General features: G+C 61.6%; 15 protein-coding genes. 8 read left to right on the top strand and 7 right to left on the bottom strand.

The features are described 5' to 3' along the window. Window positions 1-91 precede the first annotated feature (91 nt). Window positions 92-355 carry a DksA/TraR family C4-type zinc finger protein gene (locus tag V7756_RS03540; protein ID WP_335608776.1) on the top strand — a complete coding sequence of 88 codons (264 nt, stop codon included), beginning with the start codon at window positions 92-94 and terminating at the stop codon, window positions 353-355. Between the two features lie 131 nt (window positions 356-486). Continuing rightward, window positions 487-1,341: an MOSC domain-containing protein gene (locus tag V7756_RS03535; RefSeq protein ID WP_335608775.1), complete on the top strand. Its 855-nt coding sequence runs from the start codon at window positions 487-489 to the stop codon at window positions 1,339-1,341. 38 nt (window positions 1,342-1,379) lie between these two features. Here V7756_RS03535 and V7756_RS03530 read toward each other — a convergent pair whose 3' ends face one another. The 4 genes from V7756_RS03530 to V7756_RS03515 all read right to left on the bottom strand — a co-directional run bounded on the left by V7756_RS03530 (window position 1,380) and on the right by V7756_RS03515 (window position 6,346). After that, a complete protein-coding gene (locus V7756_RS03530; RefSeq protein ID WP_335608774.1) occupies window positions 1,380-2,243 on the bottom strand; it encodes an alpha/beta hydrolase in 864 nt (287 codons plus the stop codon). A gap of 46 nt (window positions 2,244-2,289) precedes the next feature. Then, window positions 2,290-4,689 carry a TonB-dependent siderophore receptor gene (locus V7756_RS03525; protein ID WP_335608773.1) on the bottom strand — a complete coding sequence of 800 codons (2,400 nt, stop codon included), beginning with the start codon at window positions 4,687-4,689 and terminating at the stop codon, window positions 2,290-2,292. Window positions 4,690-4,828: 139 nt separating this feature from the next. Next, on the bottom strand, window positions 4,829-5,827 hold the full coding sequence (locus V7756_RS03520) for a FecR domain-containing protein (protein WP_335608772.1): 999 nt from the start codon (window positions 5,825-5,827) through the stop codon (window positions 4,829-4,831). A gap of 3 nt (window positions 5,828-5,830) precedes the next feature. Next, entirely contained in the window at window positions 5,831-6,346 is a 516-nt protein-coding gene (locus V7756_RS03515) for a sigma-70 family RNA polymerase sigma factor (protein ID WP_335608771.1), read from the bottom strand. A 249-nt stretch (window positions 6,347-6,595) separates the two neighbouring features. On the opposite strand from V7756_RS03515, the gene V7756_RS03510 reads away from it, so the two are divergent. Then, window positions 6,596-7,570, top strand: a complete 975-nt coding sequence (locus V7756_RS03510) for an IclR family transcriptional regulator domain-containing protein (protein ID WP_335608770.1) — start codon at window positions 6,596-6,598, stop codon at window positions 7,568-7,570. A 21-nt stretch (window positions 7,571-7,591) separates the two neighbouring features. Here V7756_RS03510 and V7756_RS03505 read toward each other — a convergent pair whose 3' ends face one another. Then, window positions 7,592-9,307 (bottom strand): SulP family inorganic anion transporter, encoded by a 1,716-nt coding sequence (locus V7756_RS03505; RefSeq protein WP_335608769.1) that lies wholly within the window; start codon window positions 9,305-9,307, stop codon window positions 7,592-7,594. A gap of 176 nt (window positions 9,308-9,483) precedes the next feature. On the opposite strand from V7756_RS03505, the gene V7756_RS03500 reads away from it, so the two are divergent. Next, the gene (locus tag V7756_RS03500) at window positions 9,484-11,433 is read left to right on the top strand and encodes an alkyl/aryl-sulfatase (RefSeq protein WP_442908942.1); all 1,950 of its coding nucleotides are present in this window, start codon (window positions 9,484-9,486) and stop codon (window positions 11,431-11,433) included. Between the two features lie 92 nt (window positions 11,434-11,525). On the opposite strand, the gene V7756_RS03495 is transcribed toward V7756_RS03500, so the two are convergent. Then, entirely contained in the window at window positions 11,526-12,635 is a 1,110-nt protein-coding gene (locus V7756_RS03495) for a Zn-dependent alcohol dehydrogenase (protein ID WP_335608768.1), read from the bottom strand. Between the two features lie 728 nt (window positions 12,636-13,363). Here V7756_RS03495 and V7756_RS03490 point away from each other — a divergent pair. From V7756_RS03490 to V7756_RS03475, 4 genes are read left to right on the top strand one after another with little or no spacing between them, the layout of a single operon-like run. Further along, on the top strand, window positions 13,364-14,629 hold the full coding sequence (locus V7756_RS03490) for an efflux RND transporter periplasmic adaptor subunit (protein ID WP_335608767.1): 1,266 nt from the start codon (window positions 13,364-13,366) through the stop codon (window positions 14,627-14,629). Between the two features lie 9 nt (window positions 14,630-14,638). Next, the gene (locus tag V7756_RS03485; protein WP_335608766.1) at window positions 14,639-17,713 is read left to right on the top strand and encodes a multidrug efflux RND transporter permease subunit; all 3,075 of its coding nucleotides are present in this window, start codon (window positions 14,639-14,641) and stop codon (window positions 17,711-17,713) included. Continuing rightward, window positions 17,710-20,808, top strand: coding sequence for an efflux RND transporter permease subunit (locus V7756_RS03480; RefSeq protein WP_335608765.1), 3,099 nt, complete (start codon window positions 17,710-17,712; stop codon window positions 20,806-20,808). The genes V7756_RS03485 and V7756_RS03480 overlap by 4 nt, the downstream gene beginning before the upstream one ends. Before the next feature lie 16 nt (window positions 20,809-20,824). After that, window positions 20,825-22,249 (top strand): efflux transporter outer membrane subunit, encoded by a 1,425-nt coding sequence (locus V7756_RS03475; protein WP_335608764.1) that lies wholly within the window; start codon window positions 20,825-20,827, stop codon window positions 22,247-22,249. Between the two features lie 9 nt (window positions 22,250-22,258). On the opposite strand, the gene V7756_RS03470 is transcribed toward V7756_RS03475, so the two are convergent. Then, a complete protein-coding gene (locus V7756_RS03470; protein ID WP_335608763.1) occupies window positions 22,259-22,867 on the bottom strand; it encodes a LysE family translocator in 609 nt (202 codons plus the stop codon). Window positions 22,868-22,939: the final 72 nt, after the last annotated feature.

Genomic DNA, 22,939 nt, shown 5'->3' with positions numbered 1-22,939 from the left:
GTCAACCCGCAAGGCTCAGCTGCGAGCGCTTTGACGCCGCAGCACAAGCGAGCGATGCTTAGGGCAGTTGAGTTTCTTGCGGAGGTGGAAAATGGCAACCGGCTGGGCCCGCGAGGGCGCTGTACAGGAGCAGATCGACGACACCGTGGACGAAGCGGTACAGCGCGCGCGCAGCCAACTGCCGCGCGGTGAAAGCCTGCAATTCTGCGAGGCCTGCGATGAACCCATCCCGGAGGCGCGCCGCCAGGCACTGCCCGGCGTGCGCTTGTGCGTCAGTTGCCAGAGCGCCGCCGACCAGCAATCAAAGGCGTCTGGTATCAATCGCCGTGGCAGCAAGGATAGCCAGTTGCGTTGATCTGGCTCAGTTGACGGATCAGGCGTGCCGGCAGGGGAGGCGGCCGCCAGTGGTCTGATTATTGCTCGTTGTCTGCTTTGCCAAGGGGGTGTTGAACACCGCTTTGGATAATCGGAACAGGACAACGGGCTATGCGAATGCTGGGGCGGGTCAGTGAAATATGGCGTTACCCGGTCAAGGGCATGGCCGGAGAGTCGCTGACAGTCTGTCCGCTCACCGGCAAGGGGCTTGAGGGCGATCGGCTCTGGGCTGTTCGCGATATCGCCCGCAACGAGATTCAGAGTTGCAAGTTCAGACCGCGCCTGTTGCAGGTGATCGCGCGCCAACGCGCTGCGGTGGGTCAGACAGTGGAATTGCTGTTGCCTGATGGTGCACAGGTCAGCAGCGACGACCCCCAGGTACACGGTTTGATTTCACGCCTGCTTGGCCATGAGTCGCGTCTGGAGCCGTTGTCGTCACAAACCGAGCTGGCAGCGTTCAGGCGCTACAAGGCCGAGGGGCACGCCTGGCTGGAAGAGCTCAAGGCCACATTCGCGCGAGAGGTTGGGGAACCCCTGCCGGACTTTACCGATTTGCCGCAGGCGATGGTCGATTACGTTTCGCTGCCCGGCAGCTATTTTCTGGTATCGCCGCTGCATCTGCTGACTACTGCCAGCCTGGATTACCTGCGCGCGCGCCACCCGCAGAGCGACTGGGACACGCGGCGTTTTCGCCCGAACCTGGTGATAGATACGCTCGACAGCCAGGCCGGCCTGGTCGAGCAGTCCTGGCTGGGCGGCAAATTGCAGCTTGGCGAGGCAGAACTGCGCGGCACTGCCGCGGCGCCGCGCTGCGGTGCGGTCACTCGCGCGCAGCAGCGGCTACCCGCCGATAGCAGGCTGTTGCGCGCGGTGGTGAGCGAGGCGGATCAGAATCTGGGAATCTATGCCGATACGGTGCAGCCCGGAATGCTGCGGGTAGGCGATGCAGTGTATCGGCATCCCTGAGCTGATTTTTGTAAAGCGTTGCGGTGGATGCTGGCGCTTCAGCGGCGACGCGCGGTCAGCACCTCCTGCAGGACACGCGACTCTATCCTGAAGGGGACCGACATGTGGTCTTCTCCGGTTTCTATGTGCAGGCTGCTGCGCAGGCCCCAGGCAGACAGCGGCTGCAAGCGTCTGTGTAGCGCTTGTGAGTCCTGTATTTCCTGCGGTGAATCGTACTCACCCAGGATCAGCGCCAGGCTGCTGTGGGTGACGTCGATGGTACCTGCCTGAATCGCGGTGCTGAAGGCACGCTCCGGGCCCAGCAGGTGGCGGTCATGCCACCACAGGCTGGGGCTGGCAGCGACCACATGATCAAAGAGCGCGGAGCGCGTAAAGAGCGCATGGATGGCAAACATGCCGCCAAAGGAATGCCCGAACAGGCTTTGTTGGTCGGGATCTACCGGGAAGCGCTCGGCGACGGCCGGCATGACCCGCTGCTGCAGGAAATCCAGCAGTTCGTCCTGCCCACCCTGGGGCGGGTCGTTACGCTCTTCCGGCACCGGCGGGGATAGATCATAGGCGCGGCGCAGGAAGTTCAGGGGTTCTTCGCCGGGATAGGCGATGCCGACAATGATGGCGTGACGGAACTGTTTCTGCGCCCGTTTGGCTTCGTGAAAGGAAGCAAAGTAGGCATTGGCATCCAGTACATAAAGCACCGGGTAGCCACCGGTGTAGGGCACGTCACCCTCGGGTTTGCTGATCAGAATGCGGTAGGGGTGACCTTGGTCGTTATGCATCTGCCACTCGATGCTGCCGCTCAGGGTGACTGGCTGTTCGCTTGCCTGTGCCGGGCTGCTAATTACCAGCAGGCAGAGAGCGAGCGCCATGAAGTTGAAAGTCCGTACAGCGGGGATCGATAACAAGGTCTGGCTCCTCAAGCGGGCCCCGTATAACGGGGCCCTGATATGGTCACCAGCGATAGCTGACGCTACCGATCAAGGCACGGCCGGCACCGCGATAGCAGTAACCCGCCTCACAGGAGATGTACCGCTTGTCGGTGACGTTTCTGGCGTTCAGGCCCAAGCGGATGCCGTCGGCCGAACCTCGCAGGTCGTAGTGCGCAGCTACATCCACCAGGGTGTAGGCTTCATTCTTCTCGGTATTGCTGGCATTGGCATAGCTGCGGCCGTTGTAGCGTGCGCCAGCAGAGAGGCCCAACCCCTGCAGGGCGCCACGCGGCAGAGTGTAATCAAGCCACAGTGAGGCCAGGTGCCGTGGGGTCAGAATCGGGGTGTTGCCCTTGTCGCCATCGTTGCTCTCGGTCACCTCCGCATCATTGAAGGCGTAGCTGGCGATCATGTGCAGGTCTTCGCCAAGGTCGGAAACCGCTTCGAGTTCCAGCCCGCGTGAGGTTTCTTCGCCCTTCTGTACGCTGAAGGCGGTACCGGGCAGCGTGGTCAGCGAGTTGGACTGCACCAGGTGATAGAGAGACGCGGTCAGCAGCGTGCTACTGCCTGGTGGCTGGTATTTGATGCCGAGCTCGAACTGTTCGCCTTCGGTCGGCTTGAAGTCGTCCCCGCCAACACCTGTGCCAGTCTGCGGCAAAAAGGATTGTGCGTAGCTGGCATAGGGCGCCAGACCCGAATCAAACAGGTAAAGCGCGCCGAGCTGGCCGGTGGTCTTGTCATCATGGGTCTTGCTCTTGATGCCGTTCAGGTTGTTGGTTTTCTCGGTGTTGGCCCAGTCCTGGCGCAGGCCAGCTGACAGGCGCCAAGCGCCCACGGCGACCTGATCCTGCAGGTAGACGGCGCTGCGGTGGGTGGTGCCACTCTGGTCTACCAGCACCGAACGCGGGCGAGCGATTGGCTGGTGATAGTCTGGATTGTTGATATCGATGGAGGGTGCAACGCCCATGGAATATTCGACGTCAAAATCCAGATAGGCGTAGTCGAGCCCGGTCAGCAGGGTGTGATCCAGGGCGCCGGTGGCAAAGTGCGAGACCAGACGGGTGTCGGTGGTGACCGAGTCCATTTGCTCGTAGATGCCCCAGGCCGTGCGATCCAGAACGCTGGTGCTGCCCGCTTGCAGGCTGGCGCTGGTGTACTGGTTGACGGTGTCAGTGGTGCCATAGCGCAGGTTGTGTTGCAGGCTGAAGGTGTCGTTGAAACGGTGCTCGAACTCGTAGCCAAACTGCGCTTGCTGCTGGTCAAGCTTGTCGAAGTCTTCATCGCCAGCCCAGAAGTGGGTGAGGGTATCTCCTGACTGGTAAGGCCTTGGTGAGCCTGAGGTTTCTCGGTCCTGGTATTGGGCCAGTAGCGTCAAGTCGGTCTGCTCGCTGAAGCGCCAGGTCAGTGAGGGCGCAATCAGACCGACGTTGTTGGGGACCTGTTCGATGTCGGTATCGGCATCTCGCGCAATAGCTACCAGTCGATAAAGCACATCGCCGTTTTCATTCAGTCGGCCGCCAATATCGAACTGGCCTTGCATGTGGTCGTTGCTGCCGTATTGCAGCTCGACCTGCTCTACGGCTTCTTCGCTCGGGCGTTTGCTTACGCGGTTGACCATGCCGCCGGGGCTGATCTGGCCATAGAGTACGGAGGCTGGCCCCTTGAGGATTTCGATGCGCTCGAGCGCAAAGGGATCAGTGGCGAAATAGGAAAGCCAGCCGCTGTTTGCCTGACGCATGCCATCCAGATAGTCGGCGTTGGTTACTGCGGCATAACCGCGAATATTGATCTGGTCGAAACGCGGGTCCAGGCCGGCGCCGCCCACGCTGACACCTGCAGAGTAGGCGACGGCTTCTTCCACAGTGCCGGCCTTGCGGTCGGCAATCTGCTCGGCGGTCACCACACTGATGCTCTGCGGGGTTTCCAGCACAGGGGTGTCGGTTTTGGTCGCGGTGCGGCTGGTGCTGGCAAAATAGCCCGGCACGGGTGCTACCCCCGACTGGGTGCGCTGCGCCTCTACCGTCAGCGGATTGAGTCGGTAGGCGCTGCTATCTGTTTGTGCTGCCACCACTACGTAGCCAGAGCTGCTTTTCTGCGCGACCAGGCCGGTACCACTGAGCAATTGTGCCAGCGCTGTGTCTATCGAAGGGGCATTGCGCGCACCCGGGCTGCTCACCCCTTGGACCTGGCTAGCAGCGAAGGAAAGGTTGATGCCGCTTTGCTGGGCCAGGCTGCTGAGCGCGCTCGCCAGCGGGCCAGCCGCCACCGAGAAGCTCTGTTGATTGCTGGTGGCGCTGCTGGCTTCCACCGCCAGCAGCGCGGGGCTGGCAGTGGCCAGTGCCATTGCCATGCAAATGGCGGCGCCGCAGTGGCTGGTCAGGCGGAAGCCGCTATGGCGGGGGGCGTTTGCTAGTGCGCGCATAAATGAAATCCGTTGGCAGTTGAGTAGTGGTATCTGACTAACCGGACGAGCGCGCTTAAGCCGACAAAAAAAGATTTATTTTCCTCGCCCCCAGACTGTCCGTTCAAATGGAGGGCCGGGCGCACGAAAGAGCGCGGCCTTAGGCGGCAAGCTCAGGCGCAGCCACTACCCGCACCCAATAGCGCGAGCGCGAAACGATACGCACCGGCAGGCTGCGCGAGAGATTGTCGAGCAGGGCATCCTGGTCAGCCAGCTGGAATACCCCCGACAGCAGCAGCTCGGCCACCGCCGGGTCGCAGCCGATGATGCCGTTGCGATAACGCGCCAGCTCGCGCACAAAGTCGCCCAGACGAATGTCATTGACCACCAGCATGCCGCGCGTCCAGGCGGCCGGGTCGAGGCGCGGCGCTGTTACGGTCTCAATCCCGCCGGGATGCAACTGATACTGCTGGCCCACCGTAGCCAGACGCTCTTCGCCCGCGTAGGTGGCCAGTGCCAAGGTGCCCTCTTGCAGTTGCAGCTCGCTATAACTGCCCTGGTCGCGGAGCAGGAAGCGCCCGGCATCGCTTTCGCACCAGCCGTGGCGGCATTCCACCCGCAACGGCCTGGCGCGCAATCTGTCCGGATCGGCGCTGCTGTGGATTTGCACTTCGCCTTCGCGCAGTACCAACAGGCGTTGTGTGGCACTGAAGCGCACATCCACTGCCGAGCCTGTGTTGAGCAGCAACTGGCTGCCGTCGGCCAGAGTAATATGTCGGCGTTCGCCGGTGCCGACGCTGTAATCGGCGACCAGGCGGCTGTTCTGACTGGCCAGCCAGCCGGCAGGTCCGCCAACGGCAACCGCGAGTGTCAGCAACTTGAGTGCCCGGCGGCGCTGCAAATCAACGCTGGCGCGCTGCAGCAGGGGTATGCCCAGTTCGCGGCGGGGCAGAGTCGCGGCATAACCGGCAAACTCCGCTTGCAGATTGCCTAGCCGTTGCCACGCCAGGGCATGTTCCGGCCGCTTTTTGCACCAGCGCTGAATACGTGCACTGACCAGCGCCTGATTGTCGGCGGTATCCAGTTTCAGCCGCCATTCGATGGCCGCGCGCACCACGGCGGTGGGAATGATCTGATCGGTCTGCGCGGCTGTGTGCACTGCTCAACACTCTCCGTAACGTAGTTGATAGCAATGCAGCAGCGCCTCGGCCACGTAGCGTTCCACGCTGCGCGTGGAAACACCCAATTCAGCGGCAATCTGGGCATGGCTCAGGCCGCCCAGTTGGTAAAGCAGAAAGGCCGTACGCACCTTGGCCTTGAGCCCATCCAGTAGCGCCGCGATCTGCTCGAGGGTTTGCAAGGTCTGATGTTGCTCTTCGGCAGACGGATAATATTGCTCGGGCAACTGGGCAAGCGCTTCGAGATAGGCTTTTTCCAGCGCACTGCGGCGCCAATGGTCAATCACCAGGCCGCGGGCTATGGTCGAGAGAAAGGCCTTGGGTGCCTGATTGCTGATGATTTCATTGCGCACCAAGACCCGCACGAAAGTATCCTGCGCTACATCTGCGGCCTGATCGGCGCAGCCAAGCTTGCGTCGCAGCCATGCGAAGAGCCAGCCATGATGCTCGCTGTAAAGGGCGGTGATACTGATGCTGGAGGTGTTTTCAGTTGCGGGCATGCTTGGTCGAAACGGCAGGTGTATGGAGGCGGCAATTCAGGTAGGAAACATTAAAAGAGAATGATTCCTATTACAAGGTAATTTTTGTGCGCTACACGCCGCCTGGCGCTCTCGCAGGTGCTGGCGCATTAATGCGGCTCAGCGAGCAAAACCGGCAAGTAAATGCGGGCGGCCGCTCGACATCCAGACGGGATGCCAGTGTAATGCGCCTTTTAATCATGCCTGTTGCAATCGTGCCCGGGAGGCAGAGTGTCAGACCCAACCCCCCAATTGAGAACGCTGTCGCGCGCCCTTGATGTGCTGGAGCTTATCGAGTCATCGTCGGCACCGATCTCGCTCTCGGAGTTGGCGAAAGCCATGGATGAGTCGACCCCGATCGTTTTTCGTATATTGCAGACGCTGGAGGCCAGGGGTTATATCCGCCGCCGTCCTGAAGACAAGCGCTACTCGCACACCGGCCGCTCCACCGGGACGGGGGCCGTGCGTCGTGCGGTCATGCTGCTGAGGAGCGCTGCCGGCTCCTCCTTCGCTGGCAGCAGTGTTGATGAGTTGGCCGAAAAGGCCGTTCTGGAGCCCGCTGCGGTAGCAGAGTTGCTCGGTACACTGGAACAGGAAAAGCTGCTGGAACCAGCAGCGCAGGGGCGCTGGCGTCTTGGCTATGGTCTGATGGAATTGGTGCAGCCGTTTCTCAACAGCGACGACCTGATCCAGCAGGTACGTCCGCTGATGGAAAGTCTGCACGCCAGGACCGATGAGACGGTGTCGCTGTTCAGGCGCGCCGGCGAACGCCAGTTTGTGGTCACCGCCATCCCCAGCAGCAAACCCATTCGATACATGCTGGATATCGGCTCCTCCTTTCCGTTGCACCTGGGGGCGGCGGGCAAGGCTGAACTGGCGCTGATGTCGGCGGCAGACCAGCACCGCTGCCTGGAAGCCATCATGGATGAACAGATACCGGAGCGCAGTGATGGGCTGGCGCGCATCCTGGAGGATCTGGCCGAGACGCGGCGACGCGGCTACGCCATGTCCATGGGAGAGCGCATCGAAGGTGCTTGCTCCGTGGCGGTGGCATTGCGTGATCGGGCAGGCGAAGTACGGGCGGTCATGGGTTTGATGATGCCGGCCTTTCGAGTGACCTCGGCTGAGCTGACTGCGCTGGGAGAGCTGCTGGCAAGAGAAGTTCAGGCGCTGCAACTGCCCCCGCACTGGCCGTTGCAAGGCTGAGCAGAATCGCCAGGCCAGTGCTCAGATAGCTGCCAGATGGGGCTCTGGGCAAGCAAGGTGCTCCAGCGCCTGCAGGTCAGTGGCAAAAAGGCGCCTCTCGCCTAACTCTGCCAATAATCCGGATCGGTGCAGTGCCTCGCGGACCGGTCGTTTTGCGCTGGATAAATACAGCGCTATACCCTGAGCAGCCAGCAGTTGATGCAGATCGCGCAAGGTGTCCAGGCCGGTGGAATCGATCTGATTCAGTGCCGAGGCACAGACCAGCACCGAGGTGATGGCATGATCGGCGCCCAGTCGTCTGCGGATGTAAGCTTCCAGTACGGGCGCCGTGAGGTAGGTAAGGGACGCATCCATGCGCACAGCCAGCACGTGACCTGCAATCGGCGGCAAGTCATACAGGTGCCTGTCGCGCAGTGCACCGCTTTCATGCAGGGATACTTCTACTATGCGGGGTGCCACGTGGCGCGCCAGAAAGAGGCTGAGCGACAGCGCCAGCCCCACGATGACGCCCCAGTACAGGTGTGGCCCGCTGAGCAGGGTGGTGATCAGCGTGGCGAGGGCGACCAGGCCATCCCTGGGATTGTCGTGTAGCAGCCTTCTGATTCCTTTCAGGTCAATCAGGCGCCACACCGGCACTATGATGATGGCGGCCAGCACGGCTTTGGGTAAATGGTAAAGAATGCCGGTAAAGCCGATCAGACAGCAGAGCACCACCGTTGACGCGACCAGCGTTGCGCAGCGCGTTCTGGCGCCACTGTAGACGTTCAGCGCAGTACGGGAAAATGACCCGCTGACCGGAAAACTGCCGCACAGGCCGCTGGCGATCTTGGCCAGCCCTTGGCCCAGAAGCTCCTGGTTGGTACTCCATGGCTCGTGGGTTGCGCGCGCTACCGTGCGGCAGCTGGCCATGGCCTCGGTAAAACTCAACAGCGCTATGACCAGCGCCGGCAGCAGCAATCGCAGGTGGGTTTCCAGGCTCAGCGTCGCTGGGAGGCTCGGTTGCGGCAGGCCGCCGACGATCTCACCCACCACTGCGCCGCCCCGTTCGGCAAAACCCAGGTATTGGCTCAGCATCAGCGCGCCCAGACATACCAGCATGATCCCGGGCAATCTCGGCAGGTAATGCTTGCATGCGAGCAATGCCGCTACTGCGCCAAGTCCGACCGCTGCGGCGCTCAGCGCAGCCTCCAAGTCGAGCCAGCCCTGTAGCGGCAGGCTGCTCCAGCCTAGCCCCCACAGGTGCGTCTGGCCGAGCAGTGCGGGCAGCTGCGATAGCGCAATGATAATGGCTGCCGCCGTCACAAAGCCCTTGATGACGGCATTGGAAACCAGGTTCGCCAGTACGCCCAGGCGAAAGGCGCCCAGCAGGAACTGAAACAACCCAGAATAGATGGCAAGCCAGATAGCGAGGGTGACCCACTCATTCGAAGCCGGCACGGCCAATGGTTGCAGTGCGGCAAAGGTCAGCAGACTGCTAAGGGCCACAGGGTCCACCGCCAATAGGGCCGATGAGCCAAAGAGCGCGCCCACCACACCCGGGAGCAGCGCCGCGTAGAGGCCGGTCACGGCAGGCATACCGGCCAACTGGGCATAGGCGAGGGCTTGCGGAATGAGCACCAGGCCCACGGTCAGCCCAGCGATCACGTCGCTTCTTAAAACGGCCATGTGCGGTGGCCGCCGCTGCAGAAAAGGCAGCAGGCGGCGCAGCAACGCGAGGCAGCGATAGTGCAGCGGCATCGAATGGGTCCAGAGCAAGTAGTCAGGTCAGCGTAGGAACGACGGATAATGGTTGACAGTTTTTGGTAAAGATTACGAATATAGTAAACGATTACGTTGAGTGTAATAATTGCCGCCTGCAAAAGCTAGCCAGCGATAGCCCCGGCAAGCTGAAATCCCAGTCAAGGAGATCCCTCGTGTCAGTCGAAAATGCTTCTGCGAATGCTCTGCTACCCAAAGACGCCTCCGCCGCCACTACCCGGCTTCACCACGCCTGCATGAGCTCCATGCCCTTCGAAGACGATGCCGATTTTACCGATGCCTGGCGTGGCCTGGTGGCCAAGCCCTCCGCTGCACGGGTCGAGCGCAAGAGCGGTGCGGTGGTTTGGGATTTTCATGCCTATGCCTTTGAACAGGAGGTGCGAGCGCCTTTGACAGTCAATCCGAGCCTTTGGCGTCTGGCGCGGCTGAACAATATTGCCGGCCTGTTCAAGGTGACTGAGCGCATCTATCAGATTCGCGGCTTTGACCTGTCCAACATGAACATCATTGAAGGCGACACCGGGTTGATTATCATGGACCCGCTGATCTCCACCGAAGTGGCAGCTGCCGGTCTGGAGCTGTACTTTCAGCACCGCCCGAAAAAGCCGGTGCTGTCGGTGATCTACACCCATTGTCACGTTGATCACTTTGGTGGCGTGAAGGGCGTGGTAGACGAGGCCGATGTTCAGGCGGGCAGGGTCAGCGTGGTGGCCCCCTTTGGTTTCATGGAAGAGGCGGTGAGCGAGAATGTGCTGGCGGGCCCCGCCATGGGGCGCCGCGCGCAATACATGTATGGCGGCTTGCTGCCCAAGGGTGAAAAGGGGCAGGTGGATGCTGGTCTTGGCAAGGCAACATCCAAAGGCACGGTTACGCTCATCCCGCCCACCGTGCTGATTCGGCAAGAATACGAAACCCAGGTCATTGATGGCCTGGAGATCGAGTTTCAGCTGACGCCGGGCACCGAGGCGCCGGCGGAAATGAATCTGTTCTTTCCCTCATTGCGCGCCCTGTGCGTGGCGGAAAATGCCTGCCGTTGCCAGCACAATATTCTGACTATTCGCGGCGCGCAGGTGCGTGACCCGAAGATCTGGTCCTACTATCTGGGCGAAACGCTGGAGCGTTACGGCGCGCAATCCGATGTGCTTTTCGCCCAGCATCACTGGCCCACCTGGGGGCAGGACAACATCCGGGTGTTTCTGGAAGACCAGCGCGACATGTACGCCTTTCTCAATAACGCCACGCTGCGCCTGCTTAACCACGGCCTGACGCCACTGGATATCGCCGATCAGCTGCGCAAGCTGCCCGATTCTCTGGCGCGCAAGTGGTATAACCGTGATTACTACGGCTCGGTGAGCCACAACGTACGCGCGGTTTATCAGCGTTATCTGGGCTTCTACGACGCCAACCCGGCCAACCTGAATCCTTTGCCCACACGCGAGTCCGCCAGCAGGCACATCGAGTGGATGGGCGGCGCGGCCGCCGTGCTGGCCAAGGCGCGCCAGTCATTTGCCGAGGGTGACTACCGCTGGGTAGCCGAGATCGTCAACAAGGTGGTGTTCAGCGAGCCGGACAACGTCGAGGCGCGGCACCTGCAGGCCGACGCGCTCGAGCAACTGGGCTATCAGTGCGAAAACACCACCTGGCGCAATGCCTATCTGACCGGCGCCATGGAGTTGCGCCACGGCGTGCGCAAGGGGCCTTCACGCGGCGGCCTGGGCGTGCCGCCCGATCTGATGAATGCACTCACGCCCGAGCAGTTCTTCGACTTTCTGGCGGTGCGCCTCAATCCGAACAAGCTGACCCAGCCGCGTACGCTGATCAACTGGTCGTTTTCCGACACTGATCAGGATTATGCGCTGACGCTGCGCGAGGGAGTGCTGACCTATCTGTCTCACCGCAAGCATGCGGAGCCGGATGTCGAGGTGGCCATGACCGCTGCGCTGCTGGTGCCGCTGGGCGCGCAACCGGAAGATTTTCCGGGCATGCTGGAGCAGGGCGATATTCAGGTCTCTGGTGATAGCGATAAATTGAAGCAGATGCTCGGCGCACTGGATCGGTTCTCCGGCAGCTTCAACATAGTGACGCCGCAGGGTCTGGAGAGCTGAAGTAGCAGTCCCCGGCCGATCATTATGAAAAGCCCCGGCGAGTCTGCTGACTGGCCGGGGCTTTTTTCGGGTGGCGTTAAAGCTGCAACGCCTTACTCGAAAATGATCACACCGCGCGCGTTCTTGCCGTCAAGCATGTCGGCAAAGGCCTGGGGTGCATCGTCGATGTTGTAGGTCTGGGTGACCAACTCATCCAGCTTCAGGCGGTTGGCCTTGTACAGGTTGAGAATCCGCGGGAAGTCGTACTGCGGACGGGCCGAACCCAGCCAGCTACCCTTTAGCGTGCGCTCGTCGGCCGGCAGGGTGAAGGTATTGATCGAAGTGGTGTCCTTGCCGTCGGCCACACCCACGACCACGACGGTACCGGCTCGACCCAGAGCCTTGAATGCCTGCTCGACCACCTTGCCATTACCCACGCACTCGAAGGCGTAATCCACACCGCCACCACTGAGTTTCTTGATCGCCTTGCTGGCGTCATCCACTTCGGTGATGTTGATGGTATGAGTAGCGCCAAACTCTTTCGCCATTTCCAGCTTGGTCGCGTTGGTATCGACTGCGATGACCATTTCAGCGCCGGCAGTCACGCAGCCCTGAATGGCATTCAGACCCACGCCGCCAATACCGAATACGGCGGCGCGCGAGCCGGGCTCGAGCTGGGCGGTATTGAAGACTGAACCCACCCCAGTAATGACCGCACAACCCACCAGCGCGGCGCTCGACATGGGTATGTCGTCGTCGATCTTCACGCAGTTGTCGACGTGCAGAGTGGCGTATTCGGCCATCACGCCGCAGGCACCAAATACGTTCAGGTCTTCGCCGTCCTTGCCGTGGGTGCGCACGGTACCGTCGGGCAGGGTAACCATCGACTTGCGTGCGTTCTCGCAGAGTACCGGGCGGCCGCGCACACAGTTGCGGCATTTGCCGCACATGGTAATGAAAGTGCTGACCACATAGTCGCCTTCCTTCAGTGCGGTGACGCCTTCACCTACTTCTACCACCACGCCAGCGGCTTCATGGCCGAGCACCAGCGGAGCAGGGTAAGGGATCTTGCCGGTAGTGGCTGAATGATCGCTGTGGCAGACGCCACAGGCCGCTACCTTGATGGTTACTTCGCCACGCTTGGGGGCATCGACGGTAATGGTTTCCACCTGAATGGGCTGGCCCCATTCACGACAAACGACGGCTTTTGCCTGACGACTCATTATTCTTCTCCTTTAATCTACTGATGCTGGCTTGGCTAATGTGTTCGTGCGGTGCTGAAAGCTGCCTGTTAAAGCCGATCGCTCCCAGATCACCAGGATGAAGCATTTTACGTTATTGGCTCGGTTAATTACTAAAGCGAATTGTGTTTTATCTGCAGTTTTGAATGCCGCCGGCATTTGTCTTCACGGCGTTCAGACGTGCACCTGGAGAGATTGTCCCTGTCTGGTGCCTGCTTGGGCAAGATGTAAATGTCTGCCGCGGGTTGGCGGAATATCTGTACGATGTGCGTAACTGCTTACGATAAAAGTAACAGGATGCTAGTTCTCTTGACGCCGGGCTGTCAACGAGCACAGCCAGAGTTCAGGAGGCGGTGCAGCAAATGCGCGCTTGTGCAGTCAAATGATAATAACTATCATTTGCCGGCCGCGCAGCCTGCATACTCCCGCCAAGCTTGGCTGACGCCTGGGCAGACCTGCCGGGAGGTATAAGCTCCATCTCCTCCAGCGGCGGTGCCGCTGGCGCTGTGGTCGAGATGGAGCTCGACCGGATCAGGCAACCACAGGTCTGACTCGGGACGGTTGCGGTAACGCGTCGTAAAGGAAAACTTATGTAAAGCCAAGGTAAAGGTATGTAAATTCGCTACTGCTCTAAATCAAGCTTCCCTAAAGTCAGCTTCTCAATTCGCTCGTCCACTGTCACGCACGCTGTAAACCCGGATATTGATCTCATGGCCCAAGCATTTTCCCTTCGCCGTCACGGCAAGCTTCTGATTCTGGTTGCCGGTATTGCGGCTGTCATTCTGTTTGGCTGGTATCAGTTTGGGGGTGAACCAGCGCCCACCCAGGCAGAAAGCTGGCGGCGTATGGGCTGGGATGCGCCCGCAGTGGTGCGCGCCGAGCCCGCCGTGCTGGGCAGTCTTGAAGTTCAGGTCAAGTCGATTGGCACGGTGACGCCGCTGAATACGGTAGTGGTACAAAGCCGCGTTGACGGTGTGCTTGATCGTCTGGTGTTTGAAGAGGGTTCGGCAGTAGAACAGGGCGACCTGCTGGCGGAGATCGATCCCCGGCCTTACAAGGCGCAGCTGGAACAGGCTGAAGGTCAGTTGCAGCAGAACCGCGCCAAGCTGGAAAACGCCCGCGCCGACCTGGTGCTCTATGAAAAGCTCTGGGAGCAGGATTCCATCGCCAGGCAGCAGTTGAGTGATCAGCGCGCGCTCGTCAACGAGCTGGTGGGTACCATCAGAGCCGATCAGGCGCAGGTCGATGACGCGCGTCTGCAGTTGTCGTGGACACGGATCGAGGCGCCCATTTCGGGCCGTCTGGGTCTGCGCCGCGTGGATCCGGGCAACCTGATCTCCAGTGGCGATACCGAAGGCCTGGTGACCATCACTCAGATGCAACCCATCGCGGTCAACTTTACCGTGCCGGAAGTCGAGCTGAACACGCTGCGCAGCGCCTATAGGGGCGAAGGCAAGCTGCAGGTCGAGGCTCTGGACCGCAGTGAAAGCGAAGTGCTGGCTACCGGCGAGCTGACCACACTGGACAACCAGATTGACACCACCACCGGCACCCTGCGCGTGCGCGCCCGGTTTGAAAACGACGACTACGCGCTCTTTCCCAACCAGTTCGTCAATGTACGTCTGCGCCTTAACACCCTGGCCGATGTGGTCACCATTCCGGCGGACGCAGTGCAGTTCGGCACCGACCGCAATTATGTTTACGTGATCAATGAAGGCAAGGCGTACGTGCGCGAAGTGGTGCTGGGCGCGGCGGCCAACGACCGGGTAGCTGTCAGCAGTGGGCTGGAAGCGGGTGAGCTGGTGGTGTTGGAAGGCCTGGACCGGCTGCGCGACGGCAAGGAGGTGACCATCCCGGGCGCCGAGCCTGAGGCCAGTGCTGCAGAGGCAAGTGAAAGGCCTGCCGGCCCCCGCGGCGCACCGGGTGAGCGACCAGCCCAGGGTGAGCGTCGGGGCCCGCCGCGCTCCGGCAACTGAGCAGGCCCTATGAAAAATCTTTCTGCTGCCTTTATTCTGCGACCCGTTGCCACCTCGCTGCTGATGCTGGCATTTCTGGCGGCCGGGCTGATGGCCTGGCGCATGTTGCCGGTGGCTGCCTTGCCGCAGGTGGATTACCCGATCATTCAGGTGTTCACCTTCCAGCCGGGCGCCAGCCCGGAGGTCACCGCGCGTACCATTACTGCCCCGCTGGAACGGCATCTGGGACAAATTCCCGGTCTCAAGCAGATGTCGTCCACCAGCTCGGGTGGCGCCTCGGTAATCACCCTGCAATTTGCGCTGGATGAAAATCTGGGTGTGGCCGAGCAGGAAGTGCAGGCCGCAATGAATACGGCGGAAAGCCTGCTGCCGAGTGATTTGCCCACGCCGCCCATCTACCGCAAGGTCAACCCGGCGGATGCGCCCATTCTGACCCTGGCGATCACCTCCAACAGCCTGCCGCTGCCGAGGGTGCACGACCTGGTGGATACCCGCATGGCGCAGAAACTGGCGCAGCTTTCCGGCGTGGGCATGGTCAGCCTGGCCGGCGGTCAGCGGCCGGCCCTGCGGGTACTGGTCAATCCGCGTGCGCTGGCCTCCTATGGGTTGAGCCTGGATACCGTGCGCCAGACCATCGCCGCAACCAACGTCAACCAGCCCAAGGGCAGTTTCGACGGGCCGACCCGCAGCACCATGCTGGATGCGAATGACCAGATTCGGTCGGTCGAGGATTACCGCAAGCTCATTGTTACCTGGGTCGATGGCGCACCGCTGCGCCTGGGCGATGTGGCGACCATTGTTGACGGTGCCGAAGACCGCTTTCTGGCTGCCTGGGCCAATGGCGCGCCGGCGGTACTGCTGAACGTGCAACGTCAACCCGGCGCCAACGTGATCGAGGTGGCCGACCGGGTGCGTGAACTGCTGCCGCAGCTGACCGCCAGTTTGCCGGCGGCGGTAGACGTGCAGATCCTGACCGACCGCACCCACAGCATTCGTGCCTCGGTACGCGACACCCAGAAGGAGTTGGTGTTTGCCATCTTCCTTGTTGTGTTGGTGACCCTGGTATTCCTGCGTAACTTGCAGGCGACGTTCATCCCCAGTATCGCGGTGCCGCTGTCACTGGTGGGCACCTTCGCCTTCATGTATCTGATGAACTTCTCCGTCAACAACCTCACGCTGATGGCGCTGACCATTGCCACCGGCTTTGTAGTGGACGACGCCATCGTCATGCTGGAGAACGTGGCGCGTCACCGCGAAATGGGTGAGACGCCCATGCAGGCGGCGCTCAAGGGGGCATCCGAAATCGGCTTTACGCTGATGTCGTTGACCTTCTCGCTGGTGGCGGTACTGATCCCGCTGCTGTTCATGCCGGACGTAGTGGGGCGCCTGTTCCACGAGTTTGCCATTACCCTGGCGGTGGCCATCGTCATTTCGCTGGTGGTTTCGCTCACGCTCACACCGATGATGTGCGCGCGCATGCTGAAAAGCCCGCCGCAGGAGCACAAGGACGATCTGCTGCAGCGGGTGATCGTGCGCTATGGGCGCGGGCTGGACTGGGTTCTCGCGCGCCAGGGCGCGGCGCTGCTGGTGATGCTGGCGACCATCGTGCTCAGCGGTCTGCTCTATCTGGCGGTCAACAAGGACTTCTTCCCGGTGCAGGACAGCAACGTGATCCAGGTGGTCACCGAGGCGCCGCAGGACATCTCGTTCACCGCCATGGCCGAGCGTCAGCAGAATCTGGCCAAAGCCTTGATGGAAGACCCTGGTGTGGAAAGTCTGTCGTCTTTCATCGGTGTGGATGGTACCAACGTGACCATCAACAGCGGTCGCCTGCTGATCAACCTGCCACCGCATGACGAGCGCAGCGAAAGCCTGTTCGAGGTGATGGATCGTCTGCGCGAGCGCAGTGCCCAGGTGCCTGGGATTACCGCCTGGTTCCAGCCGGTGCAGGAGCTCAGTATCGAGGATCGCGTGAGCCGCACCCAATATCAGTTCAGTCTCACCAGCCTGGACAGCGACGAGTTGCACGACTGGGTGCCACAGATGGTCGCCGCTCTGAGTGACCGTCCCGAACTGGTGGACGTGGCTTCCGATCTGCAGCAGCAGGGCATGGAAGCCTATGTGGATATCGACCGTGACGCCGCCGCCCGCCTCGGGCTGGACGTCACCGACATCGCCGATACGTTCTACAACGCCTTTGGTCAGCGTCAGATTGCCACGCTCTTCACCCAGGCGAACCAGTACCGGGTCATCATGGAGGTCGATCCGCAGTTTGCCGGCACGCCGGAAAGCCTGGGGCAGGTGTACATGACCAGCGCCGATGGCAACCCGATTCCGCTGGCCAGCGTGGCCAGCGTTCACCAACGCCGCGCGGCTCTGCTGATCAATCATCAGGGGCAGTTCCCGGCGGCTACGGTGTCGTTCAACCTGGCGCCCGGTGCTTCGCTCGGTGAAGCGGTGGCGGCGATTGAACAGGTGCAGACGCAGCTGGAGCTGCCGGCTTCGGTCGAGCTGCGCTTTCAGGGCGCGGCAGAAGCGTTCCGCAACTCGCTGGCCAACACCTTGTGGCTGATTCTGGCGGCGGTGCTGACCATGTACATAGTGCTGGGCGTCTTGTACGAAAGCACCATTCACCCGATCACCATTCTGTCGACCTTGCCCTCGGCTACCCTGGGCGCGCTGTTGGCGCTACTGCTGACCGACCGCGCCCTGGACATGATCTCGGTGGTCGGCATCGTGCTGCTGATCGGTCTGGTCAAGAAGAACGGCATCATGATGGTCGACTTTGCCCTGGATGCTCAGCGCAACCTGGGCATGGCCCCGCGCGAGGCGATTCATCGCGCCGCCATGCTGCGTTTCAGGCCGATTCTGATGACCACCCTGGCGGCACTCTTTGGTGCGCTGCCGTTGATGTTTGCCAGTGGCTCGGGCGCCGAGCTGCGCCAGCCGCTGGGTGTGGTCATGGTCGGTGGGCTGCTGGTCAGCCAGGTGCTGACGCTCTTTACCACGCCCGTGGTGTACCTGTTCTTTGATCGACTCACGCGCAAGGACGAGTCGCCGGCGCCGGTTGAGGTAACGCCTTGAACGCCGCCAATACCTTCATCCAGCGCCCGGTCGGCATTTCGCTACTGGCCCTGGCGCTGGTGCTCTGTGGCTTGCTCTGCTGGCGCCTGCTGCCGGTAGCGCCGCTGCCACAGTTGGATATTCCCATGATCGTGGTGACCGCCAGCCTGCCTGGCGCCAGCCCCGAGAGCATGGCGACCACGGTGGCCACGCCGATGGAGCGCGCACTGGGCAGTATTTCCGGGGTGACCGCCATTTCATCGTCCAGCAGCCAGGGTAGCGCCCAGGTGGCACTGACCTTTGAGCTGGAGCGCGACCTCAATGAGGCTGCGCGTGAGGTGCAGGCGGCGATCAACGCCGTGCGTGGCGATCTGCCCGCCGGCATGCCGGGCAATCCGCAATACGTAAAAATTGACCCCTCGCAGGCGCCCATCATGGGGCTGGCGCTGAGCTCGCCCAATCTGGCCTCCAGCGAACTGTATGACATCGGCGCGAGCATTCTGGCGCAAAAGCTGGCGCAGATCTCCGGCGTCGGCGAGGTGACAGTCGATGGAGCCTCGCTACCTGCGGTGCGGGTGCAACTCGATGCCGGCGCGCTATTGCATTACGGCTTATCGCTGGACGAGGTACGCAACGCCATTTCACGTAGTAATGCACTGCGTCCCATGGGGGTGATCGAAGAGGGCGCCCACCGCTGGCAGGTGCAGACCAGTGATGCGCTGCGTACGGCCGAAGCCTATCGCGATCTGGTGGTGCGCTATGACGAGGGCGCCGTGGTGCGTCTGGGCGATGTGGCCCAGGTGAGCGATTCGGTGGAGAACCGCTACAGCAGCGGCTTTCACAATGATCGTCCGGCCGTGATTCTGAATATCAGCCGCCAGAGTGGCGCCAATATCGTCGAAACCATCGACAACATCTATGACCGCCTGCCGCAGTTGCTGGTATTACTGCCGGCGGATGCCGAGCTGTCGGTGATCATGGATCGTTCGCCGGTGATCCGCGCCACCTTGCGCGAGGCGCAGATATCGCTGTTGCTGGCGGCCTTGCTGGTGGTCGTGGTGGTCTGGCTGTTTCTGGGTAACTTCCGCGCAGCGTTGATCCCGTCAGCGGCCATTCCGGTCTCGCTGATCGGCAGCTTCGTGGTCATGTATTTCTGGGGCTTTTCGCTCAATAACCTCTCGCTGATGGCGCTGATTGTCGGCGCTGGCCTGGTGGTGGATGACGCCATCGTGGTGCTGGAAAATGTGCAAAGGCATATGGCCAACGGGCTGTCGCCACAGGAAGCCGCCGCGCGCAGCGCGCGTGAGCTGAGCTTTACCCTGATTGCCATGACGCTGGCACTGGCGGTGGTGTTTGCTTCCATCCTGCTGCTGGGCGGCCTGGTCAAGCAGCTGTTCGAGGAGTTCTCCATCACCCTGATCGCTGCCATGTTGATCTCGCTGGTGGTCTCGCTCACGCTGACGCCAAGCTTGTGTGCGCATTGGTTGCAGCGGCGCGCCAGCGTTGCTGGAGGGTCAGGGGCTGAAGGCAAATCGGAGTCCCTGTTTGCCGACCTGCAGCGCGGCTATGGCCGCTCGCTGAACTGGACGCTCAACCATCGGCCGCTGGCCTTGCTGACGCTGCTGGGCGCAATACTGGCCAGTGGTTACCTTATGTTCAATCTCCCGGAAGAGTCCCTGCCGCAGCAGGATACCGGACAGATTCGCGGTTTTATTCGCGGCGACGATGGGCTGTCGTTCCAGGTGATGCAGCCGAAGATCGAAGCCTATCGGCAGTACATTTTGTCCGACCCGGCGGTGCAGGATCTGACCGGCACCAGCGGCGGCAATGGCGGGCTGACCAATGCGCAGTTGGCCATTCGACTGAAGCCGCTGGCCGAGCGCAAGGTCTCGGCGCAGCAGGTCATTGATCGTCTGCGCGCCAACGCGCCACAGGTGCCAGGCGTGATGATGTATCTGATGGCCGATCAGGATCTGCAGTTCCGCGGGCCCTTTGGCAACAGCGAGAATGAAGTGGTGTTGCGCTCTGATTCGCTTGAGGCACTGAAGGTCTGGGCGCGCAAGGTGGCGCAAGCGATGGAGCAAAGCCCGCTGCTGACCGACGTGGACAACGTGGACGGCGACGAAACCCGGCAGATGGTACTGAACATCGACCGTGAAGCCGCGCGCCGGCTGGGCGTGGATATGCAGACCATCGCCTCGGTGCTCAACAACTCTTTCTCGCAGCGTCAGGTGGCGACGCTTTACGACGAGCTGAACCAATACCGGGTGGTGATGGAGCTGGCGCCGCGCTACACCGAGCGTCCGGCGGTGCTGGATCAGCTTGAAGTATTGACCAGCGACGGTCAGCGCGTGCCATTCTCCAGCTTCGCCACCTGGGACTACGGCATGGCCGAGGACCGCGTGCGCCACGAAGGCCAGTTTGCTTCCATGGGCATTGGCTATTCGCTGGCGCCGGAGGTGACGGAGGGCGAGGCCGATGCCGCCATAGAGCAGATACTCAATGAAGTCATGCTGCCCAGTGAGGTACATCAGGCGCCGCCATCGCCGAATGATTTCGGCAACGCGCTGAACGATCCCTGGGCCTTTGTTGCGGTGCTGCTGGCGGTGTATCTGGTGCTGGGTGTGCTCTATGAAAGCACACTGCATCCGCTGACCATTCTTTCCACCTTGCCGCCGGCCGGCCTGGGTGCGTTGCTGGCGCTGAAACTGGGCGGGCAAAGCCTCAGTCTGATTGCCATGCTGGGGCTGTTTCTACTGATTGGCATCGTGATGAAAAACGCCATCATGATGATCGATTTTGCGCTCGATCTGCAGCGCCGCGAAGGCATGACGCCGCAGCAGGGTATTCACCGCGCGGCGCTACTACGGCTGCGGCCGATCCTGATGACCAATATGGCCGGCATGCTGGGCGCGGTGCCCTTGATTCTCGGCTTTGGCGAGGGCGCAGAAATGCGTCGCCCGCTGGGGATCACCATTTTCGGCGGTCTGGCGCTGAGCCAATTGCTCACGCTCTACACCACACCGGCGGTCTATCTGTATCTGGAGAACCTGCACCAGCGCTGGCTCAAGCGTAGCGCCGCAACTACCCAACCCGAATCCGAATCTTCCAACTGAATCCTGGCCGTCATCGATGAAATCTCTGTCTCTTTCCACCGCCGTATTGCTTGCCGCCACAGTCTCTGCCGGCTGCACCATGGGGCCTGACTACGTTAAACCGGCGACGGTCTCGGTACAGCAGCTCAAGTACGACGAGGGTTGGCAGCCCATGCCGGCGCAGGGCTGGGCCGACAGCGGGGAGTGGTGGCTGGCCTTTGGCGATGATCAGCTCACTGCGCTGGTGCAGGAAGCCAATGGCAACAACCAGACACTGGCGCAAGCCGAAGCGCGCTACCGCGCCGCCCTGGCCCAGCGACGCCTGTCGCGTGCCGATTACAGTCCCACGCTGAGCGCAGCGGTGGATGCCGCGCGCAGCAGCAACAACGACTCTGCCATTGGCGAAAGCAGCAGCGCCAGGCTGGGGATCAGTTGGGAGCTGGATCTGTGGGGCAGGGTGCGCCGTCAAGTGGAAGCCAGCACTGCTCAGTTGGAGGCCAGTGCCGCCGATCTGGCGGCCGCGCGGCTATCCATCCAGCTGGCGGTGGTGAACAGTTACATCAACCTGCGCGCGCTGGATGTGCAGCACCGCATTCTGACGCAAACACTGAAATCCTTCGCGCGTTCTTCCGAGCTGACGCGCAACCAGTATGACGCCGGTATTGTGTCGCGCGCGGATGTGATCCAGGCCGAGACTCAGCTGCAATCGCTGCGCAGCGATCTCTACGATCTGGAGAACCAGCGCGCCATTGAAGAAAACACCATAGCGGCGTTGCAGGGCAAACCGCCAGTGGCCTTCGAGCTGCCCCGGGTAGAAGCCTTGCCCGCCGTACCGGCGATACCCGCCCAACTGCCCGCCGAGCTGATTGCTCGCCGTCCGGATGTGGTGGCGGCCGAGCGCAACGTCGCGGCAGCCAACGCGCAGATCGGCGTGGCCATCACCGCCTGGCTGCCAACGCTCAGCCTGGATGCCAGCGGCGGCGTGAACGGGGAATCCTTCAGCGATCTGTGGAATGCCCCGGTGCGTTTCTGGACGCTGGGCCCCAGCCTGGCGCTGACGATTTTCGACGGTGGGCGGCGCAGCGCCGCAGAGGATGCGGCCGTCGCCAGTTATGACGAGCAGGCCGCAGCCTATCGCCAGACAGTCCTCGATAGCCTGACCGATGTGGAAAATGCCCTGGCCACCACCAGCATTCTGCGTGAGCAGGCGGTGCAGCAAGCCAAGCTGGTCGAGCTGGCGGAAGAGAACGAGCGGGTAATCACCAACCGTTACCAGTCGGGGCTGATTTCCTATCTTGAGGTAGCAGTGGCGCAGAACACCACCCTAAACGCCCGACGCGGCCAGGTCAGCGTTACCGCCTCGCAATTGGCCGCTGCTGCTGAACTGGCTGCCAGCATTGGTGGCAGCTGGCAGGTGGGCGATGATGTGGGAGATGCCGCCGAGCGGCCAGAGCAGCCCTGAACGGGTTGCTCAGCGGCTGGTGGCGGCGAGTCCTAGCCCAAAACACAAGAAGGTGCCGCCGCCCAGGCGGTTGACCAGACGCCCGCCGCTATCGGAAGCCAGCCACTGCCGCGTGGATTTTGCCAACCCCGCATAGATTAGATGGACCACAACCAACACCACGCTGTAGGTACAGACCAGCAAGGCAAACTGGCCGACGTGGGCGCTATCGTAGGTCACGAACTGCGGCAGGATGGACAGAAAAAAGAACACGGCCTTGGGATTGGTCAGCTGCAGGCCAAGGCCTTCGGCAAACTGCCGGCCCAGGCTGCGGCTGCTGACCCGCAGCTCAATGGTGGCTGGCGGCGCACGCCACAGCTTGATGCCCAGATAGATCAGATAGGCCGCGCCAACGAATTTGAGCGCGGTAAAGGCCGCGGCCGACGTCGCCAGCAAAATGCCGAGCCCGGTGGCAGACGCTCCGGCAATCAGAAAGGCGCCCACCGCGAGCCCGAGAATGCCGCCAATAGCGCCTTGTACCCCGAAACGGATGGCGTTGGTCAGCGTTAGCAATACGCCGGGGCCAGGGCTCATGACAGTGGCTACGGTGATGATCAGAAATAGCAGGTAAGCGTCCATTTAGCGCTCTAGTTCGACCTCACAACAGGTTTCGGCGTCCCTCTGATTGTGCTGCAGTGTTCGCCAGACGGA

The sequence above is a fragment of the Halopseudomonas sp. genome, from assembly GCF_036961105.1.
In the GTDB taxonomy this organism is placed as follows: Bacteria; Pseudomonadota; Gammaproteobacteria; order Pseudomonadales; family Pseudomonadaceae; genus Halopseudomonas.
This window is presented reverse-complemented; position numbering and strand designations above follow the sequence as displayed.

What these genes read in the sequence shown, in the direction of transcription:
- V7756_RS03540 (WP_335608776.1), top strand. Translation starts at nt 92, where the DNA reads ATGGCAACCGGCTGGGCCCGCGAGGGCGCTGTACAGGAGCAGATCGAC.
- V7756_RS03535 (WP_335608775.1), top strand. Translation starts at nt 487, where the DNA reads ATGCGAATGCTGGGGCGGGTCAGTGAAATATGGCGTTACCCGGTCAAG.
- V7756_RS03525 (WP_335608773.1), bottom strand. Translation starts at nt 4,689, where the DNA reads ATGCGCGCACTAGCAAACGCCCCCCGCCATAGCGGCTTCCGCCTGACC.
- V7756_RS03515 (WP_335608771.1), bottom strand. Translation starts at nt 6,346, where the DNA reads ATGCCCGCAACTGAAAACACCTCCAGCATCAGTATCACCGCCCTTTAC.
- V7756_RS03505 (WP_335608769.1), bottom strand. Translation starts at nt 9,307, where the DNA reads ATGCCGCTGCACTATCGCTGCCTCGCGTTGCTGCGCCGCCTGCTGCCT.
- V7756_RS03495 (WP_335608768.1), bottom strand. Translation starts at nt 12,635, where the DNA reads ATGAGTCGTCAGGCAAAAGCCGTCGTTTGTCGTGAATGGGGCCAGCCC.
- V7756_RS03490 (WP_335608767.1), top strand. Translation starts at nt 13,364, where the DNA reads ATGGCCCAAGCATTTTCCCTTCGCCGTCACGGCAAGCTTCTGATTCTG.
- V7756_RS03485 (WP_335608766.1), top strand. Translation starts at nt 14,639, where the DNA reads ATGAAAAATCTTTCTGCTGCCTTTATTCTGCGACCCGTTGCCACCTCG.
- V7756_RS03475 (WP_335608764.1), top strand. Translation starts at nt 20,825, where the DNA reads ATGAAATCTCTGTCTCTTTCCACCGCCGTATTGCTTGCCGCCACAGTC.
- V7756_RS03470 (WP_335608763.1), bottom strand. Translation starts at nt 22,867, where the DNA reads ATGGACGCTTACCTGCTATTTCTGATCATCACCGTAGCCACTGTCATG.